19 protein-coding genes are annotated in these 21,054 nt (G+C 50.4%); 8 read left to right on the top strand and 11 right to left on the bottom strand.

Translation table 11 applies throughout. The features are described from left to right. Positions 1–7: 7 nt before the first annotated feature. Both DQG13_RS15120 and DQG13_RS15115 read right to left on the bottom strand, forming a co-directional pair. A complete protein-coding gene (locus tag DQG13_RS15120) occupies positions 8–1,090 on the bottom strand; it encodes a tetraprenyl-beta-curcumene synthase family protein (RefSeq protein ID WP_397333975.1) in 1,083 nt (360 codons plus the stop codon). After that, positions 1,071–1,688, bottom strand: coding sequence for a hypothetical protein (locus DQG13_RS15115; RefSeq protein ID WP_113020614.1), 618 nt, complete (start codon positions 1,686–1,688; stop codon positions 1,071–1,073). The genes DQG13_RS15120 and DQG13_RS15115 overlap by 20 nt, the downstream gene beginning before the upstream one ends. A gap of 225 nt (positions 1,689–1,913) precedes the next feature. On the opposite strand from DQG13_RS15115, the gene DQG13_RS15110 reads away from it, so the two are divergent. Genes DQG13_RS15110 through DQG13_RS15100 form a run of 3 tightly spaced genes read left to right on the top strand, consistent with a single transcriptional unit; the run spans position 1,914 to position 4,983 of the window. Further along, complete coding sequence (locus DQG13_RS15110; RefSeq protein WP_113020613.1) at positions 1,914–3,269, top strand: multi antimicrobial extrusion protein MatE; 1,356 nt, start codon at positions 1,914–1,916, stop codon at positions 3,267–3,269. A 35-nt stretch (positions 3,270–3,304) separates the two neighbouring features. Then, on the top strand, positions 3,305–4,483 hold the full coding sequence (locus DQG13_RS15105) for an MFS transporter (RefSeq protein WP_258525685.1): 1,179 nt from the start codon (positions 3,305–3,307) through the stop codon (positions 4,481–4,483). Next, positions 4,480–4,983 (top strand): CYTH domain-containing protein, encoded by a 504-nt coding sequence (locus DQG13_RS15100; protein WP_113020612.1) that lies wholly within the window; start codon positions 4,480–4,482, stop codon positions 4,981–4,983. Before DQG13_RS15105 ends, DQG13_RS15100 begins: the two co-directional genes overlap by 4 nt. Before the next feature lie 541 nt (positions 4,984–5,524). On the opposite strand, the gene DQG13_RS15095 is transcribed toward DQG13_RS15100, so the two are convergent. Both DQG13_RS15095 and DQG13_RS30795 read right to left on the bottom strand, forming a co-directional pair. After that, positions 5,525–6,160 carry a class I SAM-dependent methyltransferase gene (locus DQG13_RS15095; RefSeq protein ID WP_258525684.1) on the bottom strand — a complete coding sequence of 212 codons (636 nt, stop codon included), beginning with the start codon at positions 6,158–6,160 and terminating at the stop codon, positions 5,525–5,527. A 256-nt stretch (positions 6,161–6,416) separates the two neighbouring features. Beyond that, a complete protein-coding gene (locus DQG13_RS30795; protein WP_181592763.1) occupies positions 6,417–7,742 on the bottom strand; it encodes a sensor histidine kinase in 1,326 nt (441 codons plus the stop codon). A gap of 1,850 nt (positions 7,743–9,592) precedes the next feature. Between DQG13_RS30795 and DQG13_RS15075 the strand changes: the two genes are divergently transcribed. Together DQG13_RS15075 and DQG13_RS15070 are read left to right on the top strand one after the other, a co-directional pair. Further along, positions 9,593–10,042: an HIT family protein gene (locus DQG13_RS15075; RefSeq protein WP_113020609.1), complete on the top strand. Its 450-nt coding sequence runs from the start codon at positions 9,593–9,595 to the stop codon at positions 10,040–10,042. Positions 10,043–10,147: 105 nt separating this feature from the next. Then, positions 10,148–10,441 carry a hypothetical protein gene (locus DQG13_RS15070; RefSeq protein ID WP_113020608.1) on the top strand — a complete coding sequence of 98 codons (294 nt, stop codon included), beginning with the start codon at positions 10,148–10,150 and terminating at the stop codon, positions 10,439–10,441. Positions 10,442–10,554: 113 nt separating this feature from the next. Here DQG13_RS15070 and DQG13_RS15065 read toward each other — a convergent pair whose 3' ends face one another. Further along, positions 10,555–11,526, bottom strand: a complete 972-nt coding sequence (locus DQG13_RS15065; RefSeq protein ID WP_113020607.1) for a Gfo/Idh/MocA family protein — start codon at positions 11,524–11,526, stop codon at positions 10,555–10,557. A gap of 29 nt (positions 11,527–11,555) precedes the next feature. Continuing rightward, positions 11,556–12,446 (bottom strand): sugar phosphate isomerase/epimerase family protein, encoded by an 891-nt coding sequence (locus tag DQG13_RS15060; protein WP_113020606.1) that lies wholly within the window; start codon positions 12,444–12,446, stop codon positions 11,556–11,558. A 124-nt stretch (positions 12,447–12,570) separates the two neighbouring features. On the opposite strand from DQG13_RS15060, the gene DQG13_RS15055 reads away from it, so the two are divergent. Next, complete coding sequence (locus DQG13_RS15055; RefSeq protein WP_113020605.1) at positions 12,571–13,461, top strand: helix-turn-helix domain-containing protein; 891 nt, start codon at positions 12,571–12,573, stop codon at positions 13,459–13,461. Positions 13,462–13,568: 107 nt separating this feature from the next. Here DQG13_RS15055 and DQG13_RS30790 read toward each other — a convergent pair whose 3' ends face one another. The 5 genes from DQG13_RS30790 to DQG13_RS15035 all read right to left on the bottom strand — a co-directional run bounded on the left by DQG13_RS30790 (position 13,569) and on the right by DQG13_RS15035 (position 18,702). Continuing rightward, a complete protein-coding gene (locus DQG13_RS30790; RefSeq protein ID WP_181592762.1) occupies positions 13,569–13,724 on the bottom strand; it encodes a hypothetical protein in 156 nt (51 codons plus the stop codon). Next, a complete protein-coding gene (locus DQG13_RS15050; RefSeq protein ID WP_113020604.1) occupies positions 13,721–15,103 on the bottom strand; it encodes a hypothetical protein in 1,383 nt (460 codons plus the stop codon). The genes DQG13_RS30790 and DQG13_RS15050 overlap by 4 nt, the downstream gene beginning before the upstream one ends. Before the next feature lie 523 nt (positions 15,104–15,626). Then, positions 15,627–16,616 (bottom strand): right-handed parallel beta-helix repeat-containing protein, encoded by a 990-nt coding sequence (locus DQG13_RS15045; RefSeq protein ID WP_258525683.1) that lies wholly within the window; start codon positions 16,614–16,616, stop codon positions 15,627–15,629. A 213-nt stretch (positions 16,617–16,829) separates the two neighbouring features. Further along, positions 16,830–17,948, bottom strand: coding sequence for a type I phosphomannose isomerase catalytic subunit (locus DQG13_RS15040; RefSeq protein ID WP_181592761.1), 1,119 nt, complete (start codon positions 17,946–17,948; stop codon positions 16,830–16,832). 496 nt (positions 17,949–18,444) lie between these two features. Next, on the bottom strand, positions 18,445–18,702 hold the full coding sequence (locus tag DQG13_RS15035; RefSeq protein ID WP_113020602.1) for a hypothetical protein: 258 nt from the start codon (positions 18,700–18,702) through the stop codon (positions 18,445–18,447). Between the two features lie 587 nt (positions 18,703–19,289). Here DQG13_RS15035 and DQG13_RS15030 point away from each other — a divergent pair. Both DQG13_RS15030 and DQG13_RS15025 read left to right on the top strand, forming a co-directional pair. After that, on the top strand, positions 19,290–19,844 hold the full coding sequence (locus DQG13_RS15030) for a response regulator (protein ID WP_113020601.1): 555 nt from the start codon (positions 19,290–19,292) through the stop codon (positions 19,842–19,844). A gap of 22 nt (positions 19,845–19,866) precedes the next feature. Continuing rightward, on the top strand, positions 19,867–21,033 hold the full coding sequence (locus DQG13_RS15025) for an ATP-binding protein (RefSeq protein ID WP_113020600.1): 1,167 nt from the start codon (positions 19,867–19,869) through the stop codon (positions 21,031–21,033). The last annotated feature ends 21 nt before the right edge of the window (positions 21,034–21,054 follow it).

Genomic DNA, 21,054 nt, shown 5'->3' with positions numbered 1-21,054 from the left:
CCTTAGATTAATTCAATGAAGAGAACCTAATCCAAACGCTGTTTACCCAGAAAAAAAGCCGTGTCATCGGGCTGTTCCGCATAAGCCGGCGCTTGATTTTGACCACGTCCGCCTGGGTCTTGACCTTCGGGTCGGACAAATACAGGGCAATGAGGCCCTCAATCACCAGCCGGTGAAATTTGGTTGCCGCCAATTTGTCTACCTTCGTCCGGGCAGAGTCTACCACCATGGAAATTCGCTCCAGCGCTTCTCCCTGGCTGTAATAATTGCAGAAATTCAAGTCGCCGCCCTGCCGGTCCTCCTCCTGGTCGATGAGATAATCCAGCAGAATATGCAAGCCGCATACATACGGGAAATACGCCTCCCGGATGGACGCCACCTCCCCCTGCTCCAGACTGGGATCGGATGCGGCAAGAAACAGCATAAACATCCCCAGGGTGGACCCGGTGGCTGCGGCAAACTCATTCCAGCGGATTCCCGGATACCGTTCCCGGTGCAGCTCCCACCAGCGGAGCAGCTCCCCTTCCCTCAGGTCCTTGCGGATATGCTTGTACACCTGGAGATCGCAATAGTAAGAAACCAGCTCCCTTACCTGCACTTCCACCAGAGAATAGGAGGGCAGCATCAGGATGCAGCTTTGGCAGGTGCGGACCAGCTTCTCCAGGTAGCCGCCGTCTTCCTTTTCCTGGCGGAAAGCATAGTAATCATGTATGGGCGAGGCAGGGTCGACGGCATCCAGCATGGCTTGGTGGAGCATCCGGAAATCCTGGGGGTCCAGGGAGGTGCTGCGGTCACACAGGTTGTCGAGATAATCGCTGATGGTTTGAAGCGCCACAACCAGCGGAATCAGCACATGCCGCGCATTCACATTCGCCGCCGCATAGATGGAGCCGCCGATGCAATGGAACTCCTTGTCCCGCATGCTGGCCAGCGCCTGCTTCCGCAGCTCCGGGTCCGGCATACGCTCCGCCTGCTCCCGCCACTGGCCAAGCTGTCCTTTGACCTCCGGCAGCACAAAGCGGTACACCCGCCGCATCATGGCGAAGGGCCCCTCCGGATAAACAAATGTGTTATCGGTTAAATGGCTCAATAGTCTGTCCCCCACAGGCATTGCGGTAGGAATACTCCAGCAGCGTAATGATCTCCTGCTTCTGCAGTGCCGTAAGAATTTTCTCAAGTTTGGTTTCGTAGCCGGTGGTAACAGTGCCCTGAACCAAATCCACAAACAGAATCGGATCCCAGGAACGCTGGACATACAGCTGATGCAGCCCTACCCGCAGCTCATGGCTGGCAGCATACTCCCAGTCGCCGTCATAGACGATATCCTCCTTAATAAACTGGAGGCGGCTAAAAATGGGATGCCGGCCGGCCTTTTCAAACCAATATTTCGAATTGTCGTAATCGCCCTCCATACGGTGCATCAGCCCGTGCCAGTAGCATCCTGTGGAATTCAGAATATCCTGGCTGAGCACATGGGAACGGTGCAAGCTTTCATTCCACAGGTGAAGTCCGGCCTTAATAGCCATTCCGTAACCGAGGTCAAATTGGGAACGGTCCTCTGCGAGACTGGATGTCACCAGATCCATAATCTCCCGATCCAGCTCCTCGTTCCAAATACCTGTCGGAAACAATCCCGGATCGTGGTCGCGCAAACGTTCCACCAATACGGTGAACGCCGGTCCCCTCATTATCCCTTCCTCCATTTCCAATGCCAATTTCGATTATACCGTAAAGCCGGGCAATCCCAAAGGACAAATCCCGAACTTTGTGTGGCTCAAGTGAATTTTTTCTCAAGCAGCCTGCGCCTGTATCATTGCTTGCATTATATTTTATTTTATCTCCTAAGCACAGTCAATCGTGTTATACTAAGCAATAATCCAATTCGACCATCACGCCAGACAGGAGCACGCATCATGAATCCACCCGAAACCGGAACCGTCCCGCCTGAAAAATCAGGCATCAGACTGTCCCAAATGTTCGCTTTTTTCGTTCCCTTGAGCCTTTCGGCCAGTCTCGTCACCATCTCCCATGTGATCATCAACGGGACCCTGACCAGAGCCGAACGCCCGGAGGAGATCATCGCCAGCTACGCCGTAGCCATGAGTCTCCTGGGGATTACCGAGAAACCCGCTATTCTGCTGCGGCAAACCTGCTCCGCCCTCGTGCGTGACCGGATCTCCTTCCGGGCCGTGGCGCGGGTGGCTTTCTATTTATTGGCGGCCATCTTCACTTTCGGCGTCCTGGTCTCCTACACCGCGCTAGGCGACCTTATCTTCGGCACCCTGTTCGGCGCCAAGGGGGAGGAAGTTAAGCCGATTATGCATGTGTACCGGGTGCTGATGTTCGTCAGCATCTTCTCCGGCATCCGCTGTCTGTTCCACGGCATCATCATTTTCAACAAACGGACCTTTTGGCTGACCATCGGCATGGTGATCCGGCTATTGGGCATGTACACCCTGTCCCAGTATTACATTGCCAGAGGCGTGGACAGCAGCCAGGTGGGAGCGGTCATTTTCCTGTCGGGCATGATCATTGAGGCGGGGGTGGCCTTTGCCGAAGGGCTGCGCCTGTACCGGCGGTCCCTTCCCGAAAAGGCAGAGAACCATCCCTACGAGCGTCCCGGGCAGATTTTTTCCTTCTACCGGCCGCTTTTGTACTCTTCCCTTATTGCGGTGATCGTCGGTCCTGCCATCAATATCGCCCTGGGCAAAACTCCCGATGCGGCCCGCTCCATTGCCGCTTTTGCGCTGGCGGGGAGCGTCTGCCAATTGGTGCTGAGCATGTTTTCGTATCTGCATCAGATTGTGCTCAATTTCTACCGCACCGATCCGCAGCAGGTGAAGAGGTTCACCCTGCTCCTTGCTTTTATACCCGGACTGCTGCTGGCGCTGCTTAGCTTCACTCCGGCAGGCGCCTGGGTCATGACCCATCCCCTGGGAGCCAAGGAGCTGCTCCTGGAGGAGAGCCTCCGGGCGCTCCGCTTATTTGTCATTATGACGGTGGCCTTCACCTGGCTGGACTTCGCCAACGGTCTCCTGATGCTTAAGGGGCAGACCAAGGTGATGATCTGGTCGCAAACCGCCAATGTGTCGGTTACCCTGCTGACTCTGGTGATTTGCCTGACGGCCGCTCCCGGCCTGAACAGCCGCGTGGGCGCTTTGGCCCAATCCCTGGGCGTAGCCGCCGAGCTGATGTTTGTGCTGTGGGCGCTGCGTTCCGTTTTCCGGGGAGAAAAGACTGCTTCGCCGGGGCAAACATTGCCTGGCTGACCTCATATGAATACCGACAGAAAGAAGGCCGCATTTTGAAGAAGCAAGAAGTCGTGATCAATTCTTTTTCCTTTTCTTTTTTTATGACGATGGCCCTGGTGGTCTCCTTTTTCCCGCTTTATTATGATTCATTGGGCTACAGCAAACTGCAAATCGGCGCCCTCTATTCCATCGGTCCGGCGGTGGGGATTGTGTCCAACCTGTTCTGGGGCTTGATCAGCGACCGGTTCCAAACCCTTAAGAAAACTATCATCGTCATCCTGTTCGGCCAGTTGGCCATGGTTTTGCTTTTGTTCAGCACCGATGTGTATTCCGTGCTATTCGTGATTGTCACCGGCTTTTACTTCTTCCAGACGCCGCTGAACGGGCTGAACGACAGCCAGATTCTCCTGTACACCCGGGAAAGCGGCAAAAGCTATGCTTTCTTCCGCATGTGGGGCTCCCTGGGCTTCGGCTTTGCCGCGGTGATGGTGGGCCTGGTGCTGAACAAGCTGGGTGTCGAGGTGATCAGCATATTGGCCGTGTGCAGCGTCACGCTGTCTTTGTGCCTTGCGTTTCTATTGAAGGATACCCGGGCGGGCATGAAGAAAATGGATCTCTCCGGGGTGGTGAAGGTTATTTTCAACCGGAAGCTGCTGTGGTTCCTTGGGCTGATCTTCTTCATGTCCATTGCCCACCGCTCCAATGACGGCTTCCTATCCACCTATCTGAAGGATCTGGGCGGCAAGAATCTGGTGGGCGTAGCCTGGATGACCTCCGCCCTTAGCGAGGTGCCGGTGTTCTTCTATCTGAACAAACACGGGCACAAATACAAGGAGCTGCCGCTTCTGGCCGTGGCCTGCAGCGTCTACGTGATCCGCTTCCTGCTGATGAGTCTGGTCAGCGGTCCCGGCTGGATCATCCCCCTGCAGGCGCTGCACAGCCTGTCCTTCGGCATCTTCCTGGTAACTGCCCTCCGTTATCTCCAGCAGTTGGTGCCCGATGAATACCGAGCCACCGGCCAGGCCGTGTTCAACATGACCTGGAGCGGGTTCTCCGGGCTGGTCAGCGGCTTCGTGGGCGGCCGGGTGTATGATGCCTGGGGCGGAGCCACCCTATACCGAGTTGCGGCGGCCTCCGCGCTGATTGCCTTTGTTGGCTTCTTAGTTACCCATCTGTATACGCGCAGCAAGGAAGGGCAGTTGGATACGATGATGAAAGGAGCATCCCGATGAATCAGGAAATCGAACGCAAATTTTTTCTGTCCGTCTATCCCCAGGCTCTGCTGGACAGCGGCGCATTGAAGCTGGCCGGACGGGAGACCATTGAGCAAACCTATCTGGCTCTGACGGAAACGGAGGAAATCCGCATCCGCCGGCTGGCTTCCGCTGATGGAGGCCCGGCTCATTACACCCACACGTACAAACGGGGCCACGGCCTCTCCCGCGGCGAAGCGGAGTATGAGATCAGCGAAGAAATTTACAAGCAGCTCCTGGAGGGTTCAGGACGTCTGCCCCTGATCAAAACCCGCACCAAGGTGCAGGATGCCGCGGGCAGGCTGCTCGAAATCGACGATTACCACCAGTTTAACCTTAAGACGGTGGAGGTGGAGTTCGCTTCCGTGGAGGAAGCGGAAGGGTTTGCGGCGCCGGACTGGTTCGGCGAGGAGGTCGGCAGCCAGCAGGAGTACCGCAACAAAACCCTGTGGCGGGAAGTGCAGGGCATCGGGGACTAAAGCGGTGGCAGCGCCCAGGCGGGGATGCCGCCGACCGGGCGCGGGACGAGCACGGGCCCTGCCGGGCGGAGGCGGAGGCGGAGCGGCGAGAGGGGCGTTGCCCACGGCTGAGCAGCCCCTGCTGGGCGACCACATGCACGGCTAAGCGGCCCAGGGGCCGGACTCAGCCCCCCTTGCCACGGCCGGGACGCCCATGTAAGCGCCAAACAATGTACGCTATTTGGCTGTCACGCCCCTTTTTCACCGAATAGCGTACACAAAATGTCTGCTATTCGCCGTTTTCAGGCAAAACAGCAGCCCATTTCTGCCAATAGCGTACATTTTATGGATGCTATTTCGCAAAACCACAGCCCTTTTCCGAAATAGCGTACATTTGTTGACCGCTATCATCCCGCCGCGACTCGCCAAACCCTGCAAACCCCAAAAAAGGACCTTCCGATCCGCAAAACTGCGGACAGAGGGTCCTTATCTTTTTCACAACTGGGCGGTCTTCGACAAAATTGGAGCGCTCCCTGTCGGCCCCCCTAAGAAACAGCCGCCCTCACCGGGCCGGCTTCCGGATAACCAGCAACTGCTGTGAGCCAGGAATAAAAGCAAGCGACGATTCCTCCAGAGCCGGTGACAGTCCGCAACCTTCAAGGAAGGTCATCAGCACCTCCAGTCCTCCGTACCGGTCCCACTTCAGATCCAGCAGCGGGTAAATCTGGACCTCCCCTCCCTTTCGGGTCACCCGGACCAGCTCCACAACCGCCTCCCGGTGAAACGCCTCTCCAAACTGTTCCCCGTACAAAAACAGAAAATGACTGCACAGCACCCGATCAAAGCTTTCATCCGCAAAAGGCAGTCGAGGCAACGCGGCGGGAACATAAGCCTCCGTCCCGCACAAACGCCCGTAATCCTCCAGGAACTGCTCCAGAGATTGGCGCCGGAGCGCCTCGTGCCGTTCAGCCGAACCATAATAGCTCCAGGTATACACATGCTGCAAGACCGCCAGCTTGGCGGAAGCCTCTTCCAGTTCCCGCAACCCGCGACTTGCCATCTCTTCGGGCTTCAGAGTATACAGCGGATCGGCGGCCACCGCCTGAATCCCCTGCCTGCGGGCATAAGCGCCAAAGGAGGAAGCGCCTGCGGCCACATCCAGCACCCTGTCCCCCTGCTTGAATTCGCATGAAAACATACGTCCGTACTCCTCAAAACTCCGGCAGGTCATGGCGACCCCGACTTGAGGATACCTGTCTTTCTCCATCTCACTCATCTAAGCTCAGCTCTCCTTATCCCTTAACTGTCCCTTCTGCCGCGGGACCTGGCAGCATCCGGCCTCTGCCGGAAGCTCCCTCCATCTTACTACGAATCAGCCTGCATGAACATGCGGAACAAGATGTTTGCATTAAGATTAACGCTGAACCAAACTATCCATGGCCCCTAATGACGGATCAAGATCCGTTTTGCGCGGTGGGGGTAAAATCATGCTCCTGCCCCTGCAAAGGAATGGTAATGGTCATATGCGTGCCTGGGCCGGGATGCTCGTCCATCCTTAAGGAGCCCTGCATCAGCAGAATGCGGCCCTTCATCTGCTCCATGCCAATCCCGGAGCCGCCGATCTCCCGCGTCCCCGGCTCTATCGGCCGAATGCCGATCCCATCGTCCTCATAAATCAGATGAAATTCCCGCGGCGTAGCGGAAATCCGGAAGCTTACCCGCGAAGCCTCGGAATGCTTTTTGGCATTGTTCAACAGCTCCTGGACAATCCGCAAAAGATGCCGTTTAGTAGGCAAAGGCTCCTGCTCAATCCGCCCCGCCCCGCTGCCCGGTTCAAAGTGAATGTGGAAAGGTGCCATATATGCCTCCTTCTCCAGATATTGGCGCAAAGTCGCAATCAGTCCAATTTCCCGCAGCAGGTGAGGATTCAACTCAAAACAGCTTTGCCGCAAACTGGCATTGATCAGATCCACAAATTTAAGAATATTGTCCAGATGCTCCTTGTCCTCCCGGTTCATCACATACTTCTCCATCAAAGCGGCAAACCGGCGTTTCAGGAAAAATAAATCCTGCATCGTCGTATCATGCAAATCCGAAGCAATTCGGATGCGTTCCTCCTCCTGCAGCTCGAACATCACCTTGCGGAACCATTGGAACTCCGCCGCCGATGTTTCATCGCTGAAGCGGGAGGACAAATCCTGCAGCTTCACCGTCAGAGTCCGGATCAAGTGGACATTCTCCAGACTAACCTCCAGATAGGAGGTAATGAGGCCAAGCCATTGCTGCTCCTCTCGGCTCATCAGCACATTGGTTCGCTTCCGGGTCATGACCAGATAATGGGTAAATTCCTCAGTACGGCTAATCTCCAGGCAAGTGTACTGGTCGCTCTCGAACAGCTCCTTTTCAGCCAAAAGAGACTGGACTTCCTCCACATCCACTTCTCCCGCCGCGATAGTTTCCACACCATCCGGATACTGGCTGACGATAGCGCCGCCCCGCACCTCCAGCGTTTGCACAATATCCGCCAGAAAAATATCCTTCATCTCCCGCATCGTCGAAACGGTACTGAGATTCTTGGAAATTTTCTTGAGCGAGTTCTTCAGCATAGCCTTCCGCGGAAAGAAAGTCGGCTCCAGCCGGGTAATAATATATTCCATGGAATACAGCATAAGCGCCAGAACCACTAATGAACTGCCGAATACGAAGAGAATCATTTGTTTGGTAGCCGACTGATAGAACAAAGCGCTGAAAAGACCAGTAACAATCGAGGCAGGAACCACGGCCAACAAACAACCAAACAGGAAGCGCCGGAAAACCAAGCCAATATCGTAAAGCTGGTCGGACGCAATCAAATAGGCAAAGGATGCCGGGAAAAGCAGCAGGAACCAACTGGTGTGGACAGAATTAATGAGGTGGCTTCCAGTAAACAGAATCGGAACAAATGACAGACTTATGATAGGTAAAAACGAAACAAAAAGGGAATACCAAATTGATTTTATAATGGACGCTAAATAGCTTCGAGTTCTTCCGTGTTTAAAGTAGAAATATATCAAAAATATCATGTTGTAGAATACAGTGATAACAAATAATGCTAGGGAAGCATTAGGTGAGAATGCATAAACGAAAGAGGTCCATTCATTTGAAAATAAATAAGGAATTCTAAATACAAATTCAATAATTGCAAAAACATAGAACAATTTTAAGGGTTTTAGAGAGAGAGAGACGCCCCCTTTTTCTTCAAAAAAAGAAAATAGGAAATGAAGAAATAATATTGGCAAAATGGTCAAAACCGTTTCAATAGAGAGCTTTCCTAGACCTTCTCCTCTAATGGAAGCCCCTTGACTTATATATATGACTGCACCTGCCAAAAAAACGGCAGCCAAAAGTTGTGCGGAGGGAGAGTTGGGGATACGGAAGAAAACAATTCCAGCTAACAAAAGACAAACAAGACTTTGGATAATAGGAGTAAAATCATACAGAGTCATCCTCTGATTATCGAGAGAAATATTTAGAATTTCTTGATTGCGCATTATTTCAAAACTTTTGCCTTGATCAATCCTGCTCCAATTTTTTACGAATTGGTTTTCCTCCGGCAACTGACCATCAATAGACAGAACCACATCTCCTACCAAGAAAAACTGTTTAGCAACTCCTTTTTCTTCCAATTCGGAAATCATCCATTTTTGTGAATTCTGTTCAAGATAAACTCCGAGGTAAGGACGGGTAACTGTTATATATGTAAACCAGCCCATAACAAGGAAAAGAACTGACAAACTAAGATAAATTCTCATGTTTTTCATCTGCATTCGCCTCATCCCCTGTTTCAAAATCTCTTAAAATTTGATATTCTTAGAGTTAGAAAGCACAAAATTAAAGGAGTTGTTGTGGATGCATTCTGTTCGGATAACAGACAATCTTTCCAAAGCAATTCGGACTTCTAAGGTTGGACAGATTTCCAAGGCCGATCTTCATGATTTAGTAACTCCCAACGAAAGCGACAAAATCACCAAAGTTTTCAGCAGCAACGTAGTTCTGGGTGACTATGTAACACAAGGCGGAGATTGGTCCTAATCCCCCACTTAATTTTACCAAGCGTTGAAGGAATTGTCTATCAGCCAATTGGTTGATAGGCAATTCTTTTTCATTCTTCTTTTGGAATTTATTGCCGAATGGTCGAAAAGGCGCGGGAGCAGCCGGATGCCTGTATCCTAGAATCAGCGATCCCCTTTGCGAGCTGCGTAAATCAGAGGGCAGTTTGCACGCAAAACAGGGCGATTACTTTTTCATAGAATCGCCCTGTAGCTGTATCGATTATAAAACAAATAAAAACAGGCTCGCGGCTTTCATGGAAAAAAGTGGAGATATCGTTATAGCTGTTACGCGGGTCTGTACTGGATTTTACATTTGGCATAGCGCTTACCTCGGAGGAGGAATCTAAAGATATTATTCACGAATTTCTTTAGATAGTCAATCGTATTTGACTGTGGACAACGTGTCCTCCACGTTCGTTGCGTAATATATATTTTTATCCGCTTGATTCCTCAAGTGCGTGCTTTGTTTCTGAACGGGAAATTTCTATGTTAATATGGAATTACTTGGCTCACCAAAAGACATGCGGGAGGTTTCGATAATGGAAGATTGCTTGATTTGCAACCGAATTAGCATGATTAAGGAAGGCACAAATAAATATTTTGTAGCTGAACTTGAAACGGGCTATGTAGTAATTGGAGATCATCAATATTTCGAAGGATACACGCTATTTCTTTGTAAGGAACACAAGAATGAACTTCACGAATTAGAAAGTGATTTTAAGCAGAAGTTTCTGGTTGAAATGAGCAAAGTAGCTGAAGCTGTTTATAGGGCGTTCAAACCTGACAAGCTTAACTATGAACTTCTTGGCAATGGCGATTCGCATATACATTGGCACATATTCCCAAGGAGATTGACCGAACCTACCCCCAAATATCCTGTTTGGTGGACACCAAGAGAAATCATGTATTCAGAAAGCGTAAAACCAACTAATGATGCATTGGAAGAATTAAAGAGCAGGTTATTAGAGGAATTGAAGAAAATTGTATAGTGCCTTTACAAGCCAACCTGAAAGCTTGTGCTATTGTAAAAGTGGCGTTTTGATAACCTCAAGCACCATCGTTTCTATCTACCGTTAAAAGGAGTATATATTTTAATGAAATGTTTGAAACGTACTTTTAGCCGCTGTAAGCCGGAGATCATAAACAGCGATCAAGGCTCTCATTTTACCAATCCCGATTATCCGCAGTTGCTCGAAAAGGAAGGCATCAAGGTATCGACAGACGGAAAAGGCCGGGTCTGTAAAATAAAAGGCGGAACCTATGATATCGAGACAAGATGGCAATACTACAACCAAAAAAGAGAACTCGATTCGGAGGAGATTCCCCATGACAGAAAAATTTTGGACCAAGCAAGACAGCATCTCCTCCAAACACATGCAAGTCTGTGAGGAAAGGGAAAAAGGAAAACCACAAGCGAATGATCTGCTTGTGGTTACCATTACATGTATAAATATAACCCCTGGTCTTTTGGCAAGCGGTTTAATTGGCTTTCGGAACAACCCTATTGATCTTCAGTCCCTGCTGCAGCATAGATCATTTTAGTAAAACGGATCACCTCTCTCCCGAAATCCCCCGCTACACGGACTTCACCTTTGCCCCGCACCGCATCGACAAAGCTTCCTGCCTGATTTCGTGTTAAAGACGGCAAATATTCCTGCTCAACGATAGCAGGCTCTTCTCCGTGCATATGCAGGATCACCTTGCCGTTATCATAATGGAGAACACCTTTTTCTCCGCAAAACGTATAGGTTTCAAACCAATCGGCCGCATTTCCGATGATATTGATTCCAGCGATGACTCCTTCGGAGAATCGGACGACCGAATACGTATTGATTTCCACCGGAGTTCCCCGGAAATCGCTGATGGCTTTTGCTTGCAGGGGCTCAAGTCCCGTTAACCACAGGATCGCAGCCAATGCATGACTGCCCGAATCGAAAAGCGTTCCTCCCCCGGACAATTCCGGAATCTGTCTCCAAGTGCCGATTGTAAGCTGTTCCCAGTTTTGATATAAGCACGCTGTCAAGGAAGTAAGCTTTCCCAGTTTGCCGCTATCTAGGACTTGCTTGATATATACAAACTCCGGCATGAATAAGCGCTGGTAACCGATTTGCAGCACTTTACCTGATGCTTTCGCAGCTTCTTCCAGCTTTTCCGCTTCTTCGACCCGGACCGTCATGGGTTTCTCAAGCAGCACATGGTGTCCGCTTTGCAATGCAGCGGCAGCATGTTCATAGTGCATCGAATGCGGCGAACAGATGATAACGGCATCTGCAAAGCCCTCATTTAACAAATCACGATAGTCAGTATACTCTTTGACATCCGTCAAATCGAATTTTGCTTTGAATTTATTCCTGTTCAGTTCATTTGGGTCCGCCAATGCGGTAATGACTGCATCCTCCAACGTTTCGATCATTTCTCCGTGGAAGTTGGAAATGCCGCCAGTTCCGATAATTCCAATTCGCAATGGATTCATCCTGAATCCTTCCTTTCTGATTAACCGGATTATTTCGGATTGGGAACAAAATCGCCGCCTCTGCAGTTCTTCAAATACCAGAGCGCATGCACCTGGCCGGTCATCTCCAAATCGTCGCGATAAACAGGATCATGCCAACCTTCAATATCGATGGTGCCTTTATAACCTCCCTGCATGAGAATGGTGATGATATCCGTCCAGTTCGTATCTCCGAAGCCCGGCGTTCTGTGCCAAGCAAAAGATTTGGAACCGTATACCCCATACTCCTTGACCAAATCCCAGGCGACAGTGGCGTCTTTGCCGTGTACATGAAACACTTTGTGGACCCATTTTCTGAGTTGGGGAATCGGATCGATCAGACTGACCCATTGATGGCACGGCTCCCATTCCAGACCCAGGTTATCGGCCGGAACGGCATTGAACATCATCTCCCAGGCAGCGGGATTATGGGCGATATTCCAGTCGCCGGTCTGCCAGGTGCCGTCCATGCTGCAGTTCTCGAATGCGAGGCGCACTCCTTTGTCGGCAGCGCGTCTGGACAGCTCACTGAAAACCTCCTTGAATTTAGGAAGCGATTCGTCTATTGGACGATCCGTGATTCTTCCTGTAAATCCCGTAACGATATCCGTACCGAATAAATGCGCAGCATCGATCAACCGTTCCCAACTGGCCAAAGTATCCCTGTTGTCTCCGGTTCCCGTAAGCGGATTGCCGAAAATGCCAATTGTAGATATAACGGCATCATGTCCGGATAAAATTTCGCGAACTTGCTTGGCGGTTTCCGCCAAATCCATGCTGCCGGTAGTCTGCCAGAAGTTGAGGCTGAACGATTCGAACCCCAACCCGACAATTTGCGGGATTACTCTTACGGCGTCGCTGGCTCCGATCAAGGTGCCAATTCGCATCAGCTTTTGGTTCATTTTGTAATCACCCCGATATTGTTATAAAATAGTGTTGATATCCTCATTATATTGGCTATTTTCTGTATAATCTCTACCGGATATTGTGATATAATTCTCTTATATTGTGAAAGGAGAGTTAGGCGTGTCCTATTCCAGAGAGCTTTGGGAAGATACGTTGTTAGACGACCCGTATTATCCGATTAATAGTTTCCGAACCCGAATTCCGGATGTGAAGCTCGATCAGAACGTACTGTACTTGCATTGGCACGAGCACTTCGAGATGATAATCATGCAGTGCGGGCAAGCCGTCTTTCACATCGATAACCGGCCTTATGAGGTCATTCCGGGTGACATCCTTATTGTGCCCTCCGGCAGCCTCCATGTCGGCTACAGTCTTTGCAACGGACTTGTTGATATGGAGGCGATCGTATTTAATGCCTCTTTGTTTGGTGGCATCGGCCAAGATCCCGCCCACGCTCAATTTGTCGCTCCTTTTTTGGATGGTCGGGCCAATTACCCAGTTAAGCTGGATTCGCAGTTGGAATCCAACAAGGAGTTCCGTACTCTCTTGGCGCAAATCCTCCTCGATTTCAAGGAACAGAAGCCGGCATACCAGCTTACCGCTAAATCCCGTCTCCATCTGCTGCTGGTCTTGCTTTCCCTTCATTTTATGCCGAAAATGCAAAAAAACGCCTTATCCAAACCATATATCTCCAATTTGGATCAATTCAAGGACTTGATCCGAAATATTGAAGCAGAAAGCGGGAAAAAATGGACCATTGAGCTTGCTGCCAAGCATGTGAGCATGAGCTCCTTTCATTTCTGCAAAACCTTCAAGAAGCTAACCGGGCGAACCTTCATCGATTATATCAATATGGTCAGAATGAATGAAGCTGAGAGGCTACTGCTGGACAGCGATCTTACGATTACTGAGATATCCGAAAGAGTCGGATGCGGCAATCCCAATTATTTGACCAAATTATTCAAGCGGTACAAGGGGGCAGCACCTTCACAGGTACGAAAAAAGTTGTAGTGTGGAGTATTAATCGTAGAATTCCGGTAATCGTCATGGAGTGAAGCTTGCCCGGCACGGCAAAAAGGACCTGTCAGAGAGAACATACTCTCCGTCAGGTCCTTTTTTTACGGGTTCACCGGCTCAAAGCGGAAATCGAACCGTCGAACGATACAATCAGCCGCATAGCGCAGAGGAACCGTTCGGTTATGGAGCCGCTTTTCACCCAATCCCACCGGCGGATCAGAGCGGTTAGCCTTCCAAGCATCATTCATTTCTTTCATGTTTTGTTCGCCGCCTCTTGAGTTGCATTTTGTTTTCTCAGTCTGACGCGAATCCGTTTTGGTTGCCCCTCCAGTGAGAACCGCAGGAACAATATTTTATTCTGAATCAGCCTGTATTCGATCCCCGGCTCGATTCCGGCAACTTCAAATCCGCCAAGTTCGTCCCAATAGGCGATGCCGAACGGTTTAGGCGCCGTCATGCCGACATTGAATTCGAGATCGATTTGCGAATCCGATTTGACGTAATTCTCCAGAACGACCATCGGTATGGATTCCGTGAAATCTTCATCCATTCTCGCTTTTCCGACATAATTGCGCAGCAGCGCCGGTTGGGTCCTTCCCTCCGTGAAAACCATCTGACATTCCGAGTCGTAATAGAAGAAGGTTTTGGGCCAAGGACCGAACGGGGTTCCACCTTGCATGAGGGTATACGCGTTCATTTCGGGATGAATTCCGGAATCACCCGTTAACATGCTGTTTGGCGCAGTCCTGGGATTTATCGTTTTATAGGTCCGGATCGCATCGGGCAAATTCGTCCGCACTACGTCGAACTTCCTGACACATCCAAAGAACCGGTCCAACATTTCCTCACTTTGTTCCACATCAGTCAACGGATACACGGAGTAGTTGTAAGATACTTCCATTTCATGCGCTTCCTGGTGCTGAATAAAAAATACGGCATCATTAGATTCCGTATTAACCAGATACTGTTGAAACAGGTGCTCCCAATAACGGATATCCTTGCCGGAGCAAAGCCCCGCACGAAGGACATCGTTAGGGTCCGTCGAGAACAGACATGGATTTCCGGAATGATAAGCAGCGTGCAAATCCCTCGAGGTCCACTCGCATGCAACAACCGTTCCGCCTTCGCGATGAGGAGCTTTATACCGCGAGCTGTCGATGTACCACATTCCCCACGGGCAGCCCCGATGGGAAATTCCGTCCCACCAAACCTGCTCCCAGCAGTACCCCCATACGCCATCGAAACCGAGATCTTCCAGCACCTGCACCATTTCATTGTTTACATAGCCGGAGGCAACGACCTTCGTTTGCACCCAAGGGAATTCATGCGACAGGATATTCCATTCCCGCTCCAGCTCCCGCTTTAAGGAGTGTTTCATTTCCCCTTTGTCATAATCGCATATGAAAGAAGGGCAATTCAGAATGACGCTGTCTCCGAATTGATCATGCCAGTCCCGGATTTGGTTGCCCAATTCGGCAATGGAGCCACTGTTTACGATCCAGGTAACGGGAATACCATGCTTGTGGGCAACCGCCGCGGTTCTCTCCACTCCAGCAACGGGAGTGCCTTTTCCCCATACTTTATCCAGGTAGCTGGCAAAACTTACAAAAGTATAAATTAAACGTTCCGGTTTCATGAACATACCTCCGGTTTGCGAATTTTACCGCTGTCTCTTTCGGAAATATCGGTTTTGATTTTAACGGTCTGCGGTTCTCTGCCCGGGTCTTTGATTCCATCGGTCAGCACCCGGACCGCTTCAACTGCCAACGGTTTGCTTTATTGGCAGACCGTCGTCAACGAGTCGGGAATCAATTGAGATAAGCTTATTTCGGAAAGCCTGTTTGTTTCCCGCCGCTTACACCTTGATCATAGTCCAACCTTCCCCCCTCATCAATCTTCACTTTATGCGAAAAAGACGTGAGGCTGAAACCCAGTAAATCCGGCATTTCTTGCATGCACAGACTCAAAGATCGTGTATTCCTTGCAAAAAAAGTGTATCGTTCCGGCACTGTTATAGCGGAGGAACCGCTGCCAATCCCGCCGGTTAGCCTGCAAAATGATGCCCCGAAAAAAATAAAAACCGCAAGCTTAAATTCACCTGCGGTTAAGGTTATAGACTTGGCTTTCTTCAGACTGCCCTCCGTTTTTACTTAACGGATTTAATTCACACTTCCCTTATACATATTGCCGGAGGGGCTGCGGGTGTTGTTTGATGCGGTGGCTGTAGCGCCGCTATCCGCATTGACGACATAGGGGGTAGCATTGTCCAGGTACAAGGTGTTGCCGGTAAATTTGGCGTTCTGCCCCCAACCGCTTGAGCGCTCATGGACTTGGAAGGCGTCTACGATCTTGCTGTTTCCGTTGCGGTAACCGGTGTTATTGCGGATGATGTCATTATTCCCCTTCACATCGATAAAGCTGTCCGCATAATTGGCGCCGGAAATACCCGTTCCGTCGAAGATACAATTCTCAACGATGGTGCTGCTCGATCCTTCCTTAATATCGATATGCTCAGCCCGAACATTGGGACCGAATGATACAGCCGAGATCCGGTTATTGTTCGTCTCCTTCTTGTAGCTTCCCCATTTGCCGACATCCGACCCGACATATACGCCTTCCCCATACTCCGGGTTCAGTTTTCCTGTGTCATACACGTTAGAATTTTTGATCACGTTGTTTGAGCTGCCGTCTCTGAAATGGACGCCTTCTTCCCCGATGTTGTACACATCCAGGTATTCCAGCCAATTGTTGTTGGCATGATCAAGCATAATGCCTTTTTTCGCGTTGGTTATTTTCACATTGCGCACATCATAGTAGTCGCCGGTAATATACAGCGCGTAGCCGCTAGAGGTAGTGCCGCCGTTCAAAATCGGCTTATTCGTGGAGCTTGCTCCTTTAATCGTAATTTTGGCAGACGAGGTGCCGTTTTTTGCCGCTACGAAGTTTCCTGTAAAGGTTACTCCTGCCGCAAGGGTGATCACATCTCCAGGCTGCGCATTCGCAAGGGCTGACGTGAAGCACGCCGCCGTGCTGCAAGTTACGGACGCCGCCTGAGACGGTGTTGGAATCGACAATGATGTGGCAACGAGCATTGCCGCCAATACTACGAACTTGAACATTTTCGATACTGTGCTTTGAGCTTTGTACAAAATAACACCTTCCCTCTCATTAATATGGATTTAATCGTTTAACAGACAGGTAAACCGATCCCTCCTTATCATCTTAGTCGCCCTTATTTAAGCGCTTACAAAAAATATACAAGGATTTCCTTTTTCCGTCTTGTGGTAATCCTATGTGGTCTTGTTGTTTTTCAATTTGCGGAAAGAAAAGAGACAGCGGAAATCCGCCGTCCCTTCCTTTTATCATGTCCGAGGAGGAAAACAAAGCACCACTTGAAGCTCTGCCTCTCCCTGGCTCACCCATGTTGCTTCCGTAACCCCGGCCGGCATAAAAAATTGATCCGCCTGTTGCACCGGAATAAACTGATCGGCCCAACGCAGTTCCCCTGACCCTTGCACAACAATAGCAATATGGAAGCAGTCCTTATGCTTCTTCACATAGGAGCCGGAAACCTCCAGCACATTCATAAGAAACCGGTCGGTATCCTTTTCTCCAATAAGCTCATATTCTCTGCTCCCACCTGCCGAAACGACGGATCTCTTCTTCTTGTAACGTTCCATCGTCTTCTCAAGCCCTCTGGCTTCATACTTAAAGCAGTCCAGCATCGCCTCAAAGCCGATATGTTGATGGCAAGCTTCATCAGGCACCTTGCGCCCTCTCGGCGTCGTCCTTTCCACACGCAGCGTCAGATCGGTAGGCTCCTGAATTTCGATCAAAAAACAGCCCGCCCCAATGGCATGCGGAACGCCGCCTTCAATCAGATAAACATCTCCTGTGTTGATGGGAACGCGGTGAAGGGCATTGAGCATTTCGTCAATCGCTTGCTTTTCAAATAGCTGCTTCCAAATTTCTTTCGTTATGCCGGGCTTAAATCCCATATATATACAAGGCTGCTCACCGTCTATCTGGCGTCCGCCCAAGACATACCAAGCCTCCGTCTTGCCAAAGCGGGACTGAAACCTTTCCATGGCATCCTTGCGGTCCGGATGGACTTGAATGGTTAGCCGCTCGCTGGAATCGAGCACTTTCACCAGGACGGCCAGCTGTTCCTGATAACAGGCTGCATGGGCTGCGCCCAGAAACGATGCCGGATCTGCTTCAACCAAGCTTTTCAACGTCATCCCTTCGCTGCTGTCCGGCAAGTCAACCTGGCTCCAGCCCTCATGAATATGCTCTCTGCCTGAGTTTTGGGCCTTCACCGTGGATGCAACCCATTCCTCGGGAAATTCTGAATCGACTGCATCCCTCTTCTGCTGCCAGCTGTCGATCAGCTTGCCTCCCGTATACGTTCTCCACACTCGATTGCTCTTTAGCTTCAATGGTCTCCGGCTCAGATCAGTTCTTCGACTTTCAGTAGACATCGTTTCAACCTCCATAGATTCCATCCGGGATAAAATGTCTTGTTTCTCTTATTGCATGTAAACTCATTTTTTGAAAGCGCTTCATTATAGCTTATTATAAAATAATCACCGACTTTGATGTGATGTGCTAAATACAGGGCAGGTTATGTTTCTTTTAGGTTGTTTCAACTTTCGCAGCATGAAATAGGCAGCCTTGATCCTGAAACCGTGACATGACATTCCCAAAGAAGCGGCAGATCACAGAACATTTCAGAATCCAAAACAAAGACCGTTCAGGGAGCGCCTACTCCTCCCGCGGCTTAGGCTTCGCCACCCCATCCATAAACGGGTCTTTTCAAATTGCTTATAAGGATGACTTATATTTCTGCTCTAATCCACTTTTGGTATCCTAAGGGCCATATCCGTTTGGTAGTCAATCGACTGATAAAAATAGTGAGGGCGGGATTGCTCCCGCCCGTAAGTTTAGTCTATATGCTGGTGTTGGTGCCTCAATGACTCAATATAACAAATTTGCTGGCATAGCCTCTAATACAACAGCTATTTTCTGCTCAATCTTGCGAACCAATTCAACCTTATAACACTTCGTTTCTTCTTGGGTAAAATGAAGGCTTCGGATTTGACGCAACTCTTGGACAATGTTTTTCAGCGGCTTGACTAAATAATGTTTGCCTTCAATATCTACAATTGTATCTTCATTATCGTGAACCCACAGTTTAAACAATTCTGCGTGATTACCTTCAAGCTTTTTCAGCATATGGGAGTGCCCTCCTTGAACGGGTTCTTATAGAACCATTATATCACCCAACCTGTTGCTCTGATACGCCATTTGATACTCCGTATTATATTTCAGCATTTTATAGACAGTACAGATATACGGAAATCGCCAGTTTCCGCGTCGCGATATGCGTATAGCAGTCTATATCCGCGGAGGATGAAAGCGCTGGTTATAGAGCCAGAGGAACGTGAAGCCAACGGAACTCAGCGACTCTTAAAAGCGAAATTCGGCGTTCACGGAAAATTAAGGGAACTGTACGCCCCTTAAGAGGCCGAATTGGTGTCAAAAGGGGCCAAAAGGTCGCTGCTGGACCCGCTAAGGGTGTCTCAGTTCCGCAAAAATCCGGGCAGACGAATTTTCGGCGCGTAAGAGTCTCTCAGTTCCGTTAGCCGAGGCCCCCCTCCCTCCCCACACCGCTTGGCCCGTTCCCCTTGAACGGGATTTTCATCGAATCATCCTTATATTTTAGAAAAGCGGGCTTTTTGGCGATTGCCTCTCTTTTGCGAACCAGCCTATAATAAAGCTATTTAGAGTTTTATTCTATTAAGCTATTAGGAGGACTTCTGTTGAAACGGGCATTGATCGTTGACGATACGAAATCCATCCGGCTGCTTCTGACCAAGGCTCTGGAGCTTAAAGGGTATACGATTGCTCTGGCGGGCAACGGCCCGGCGGCGATGGAATTGTTGGAATCCCAACCCTATGATGTGATTTTTCTGGACATCAAGATGCCCGGCCTAAGCGGCAAGCACGTGCTCAGCTGGATGGTTCAGCGGGGGATCACCGCTCCTGTGGTGGTGATGACCGCCTTTGCCACGGTCAAGAGTGCAGTGGAATGCACCAAGCTGGGGGCGTATGCCTATCTGCAAAAGCCGTTCACCGTGGAAAAAATCCACCGGCTTCTGGAGGGACTGGAGCCCTCCCGCTTTTCCCCTGCCCAAGAGGCCAGCCTTCTGCTGAAGGCAGGGCATTGGGAAAAGGCGCTGTCCCTGCTCTCCTCCGCTCTCGCGGCTTCTCCGGCCAATCCCGAAATTTACCGGCTGATGGGCATGGCCTACCAGCAATCCGGACAAACAGAGCAAGCGGCCAAGTTCCAACAAACCTACGAGATTATGAAATAACCCGAGAAGAGGTGCTTGCAATATGGATTCACGGTTATCCCAGGAGCAGATCGTGCAGCAGGCGGAAACGCTTGCCCGGAGCGGCGCCATTCAAGAGCTTTTCCACATTCTTCCCTACCTTGTGCTGGTGCTCAACAAGCAGAGGCAGATCATTTATTCCAACAACGGGCTGCTCCAGGTGTTGGGCATTGTGTCCCTTCATGAAAGGCTGGGCTGCCGTCCCGGCGAGATGCTCCGCTGCATCCACTCCTGCAAAACACCGGGAGGCTGCGGCACTACAGCCTATTGCAGCGTATGCGGAGCCAATGCGGCCATTCTGGAGGTGCAGCAAACCGGACAATCCGTTTACCGGGAATGTCTTATGACCTCGTCTTCCGATGGGCAAACCACACATAGCCACGAATTGTCCATCCATGCTATGCCCGTAGGCCAGGCCGCTCCGGAATCTATCCTGTTTATGATCCGGGACATCAGCGAGGAGAAGCGCAAAAAAGCGCTGGAGCAGCTGTTTCTCCATGATCTGTTGAACAGCGCGGGGGCGGCCAAAGGGTTTATGGAGCTGATCCATATGACCGAGAGTCTCCCGGATCTGCAGGAGCTGTGCGGCTGTGCCAAGGAAGCGGTGGATCTGATTATCGGCGAGATTGAAAACCACCGGGACCTGGTGAATGCCGAGAAGGGCGAGCTGGCTGTAAATCCCGAGCTCATCAGCCTGAACGCCATGATCCGTTCAACGGCGGATGCAGTGCGGAATGCGTCGGAGCCCCCTATTGAGATGGACTACCAGTGGGATGAAGAACTGGCCCTTGTCAGTGATCAGATACTTCTGCGGCGGGTGATCACCAATATGCTGAAAAATGCAGCCGAGGCGTCCGGCGGGCAGCCTGTCCGCATCCGCACCGGCAGGCAGGGGAGCAAGCTTTTCATCGAGATTCGCAATAGCGGCTATATGCCCAGGGAGGTGCAGCTTCAGCTTTTCAAACGCTCCTTTAGCACTAAGGGAGAGGGACGCGGATATGGGACTTATGGCATGAAGCTTTTCGGAGAACGGTACCTGAAGGGACAAGTCCGCTTCTTTTCCAGCCCTGAGTCGGGAACAACGTTCACTTTTTGGCTTCCGCCGGATTGGCGCCAGGGTCCGGAAGACGAATCCGCAAGCAAAATGGCGATAGAAGTCGAAATTCTTTGAATGAATCAGCTGGGCTTCCAA

It is taken from the genome of Paenibacillus sp. YN15, from assembly GCF_003285005.1.
GTDB lineage: Bacteria > Bacillota > Bacilli > Paenibacillales > NBRC-103111 > Paenibacillus_AR.
The sequence above is the reverse complement of the archived record's forward strand: the minus strand, read 5'-3'. Positions and strand labels throughout refer to the sequence as shown.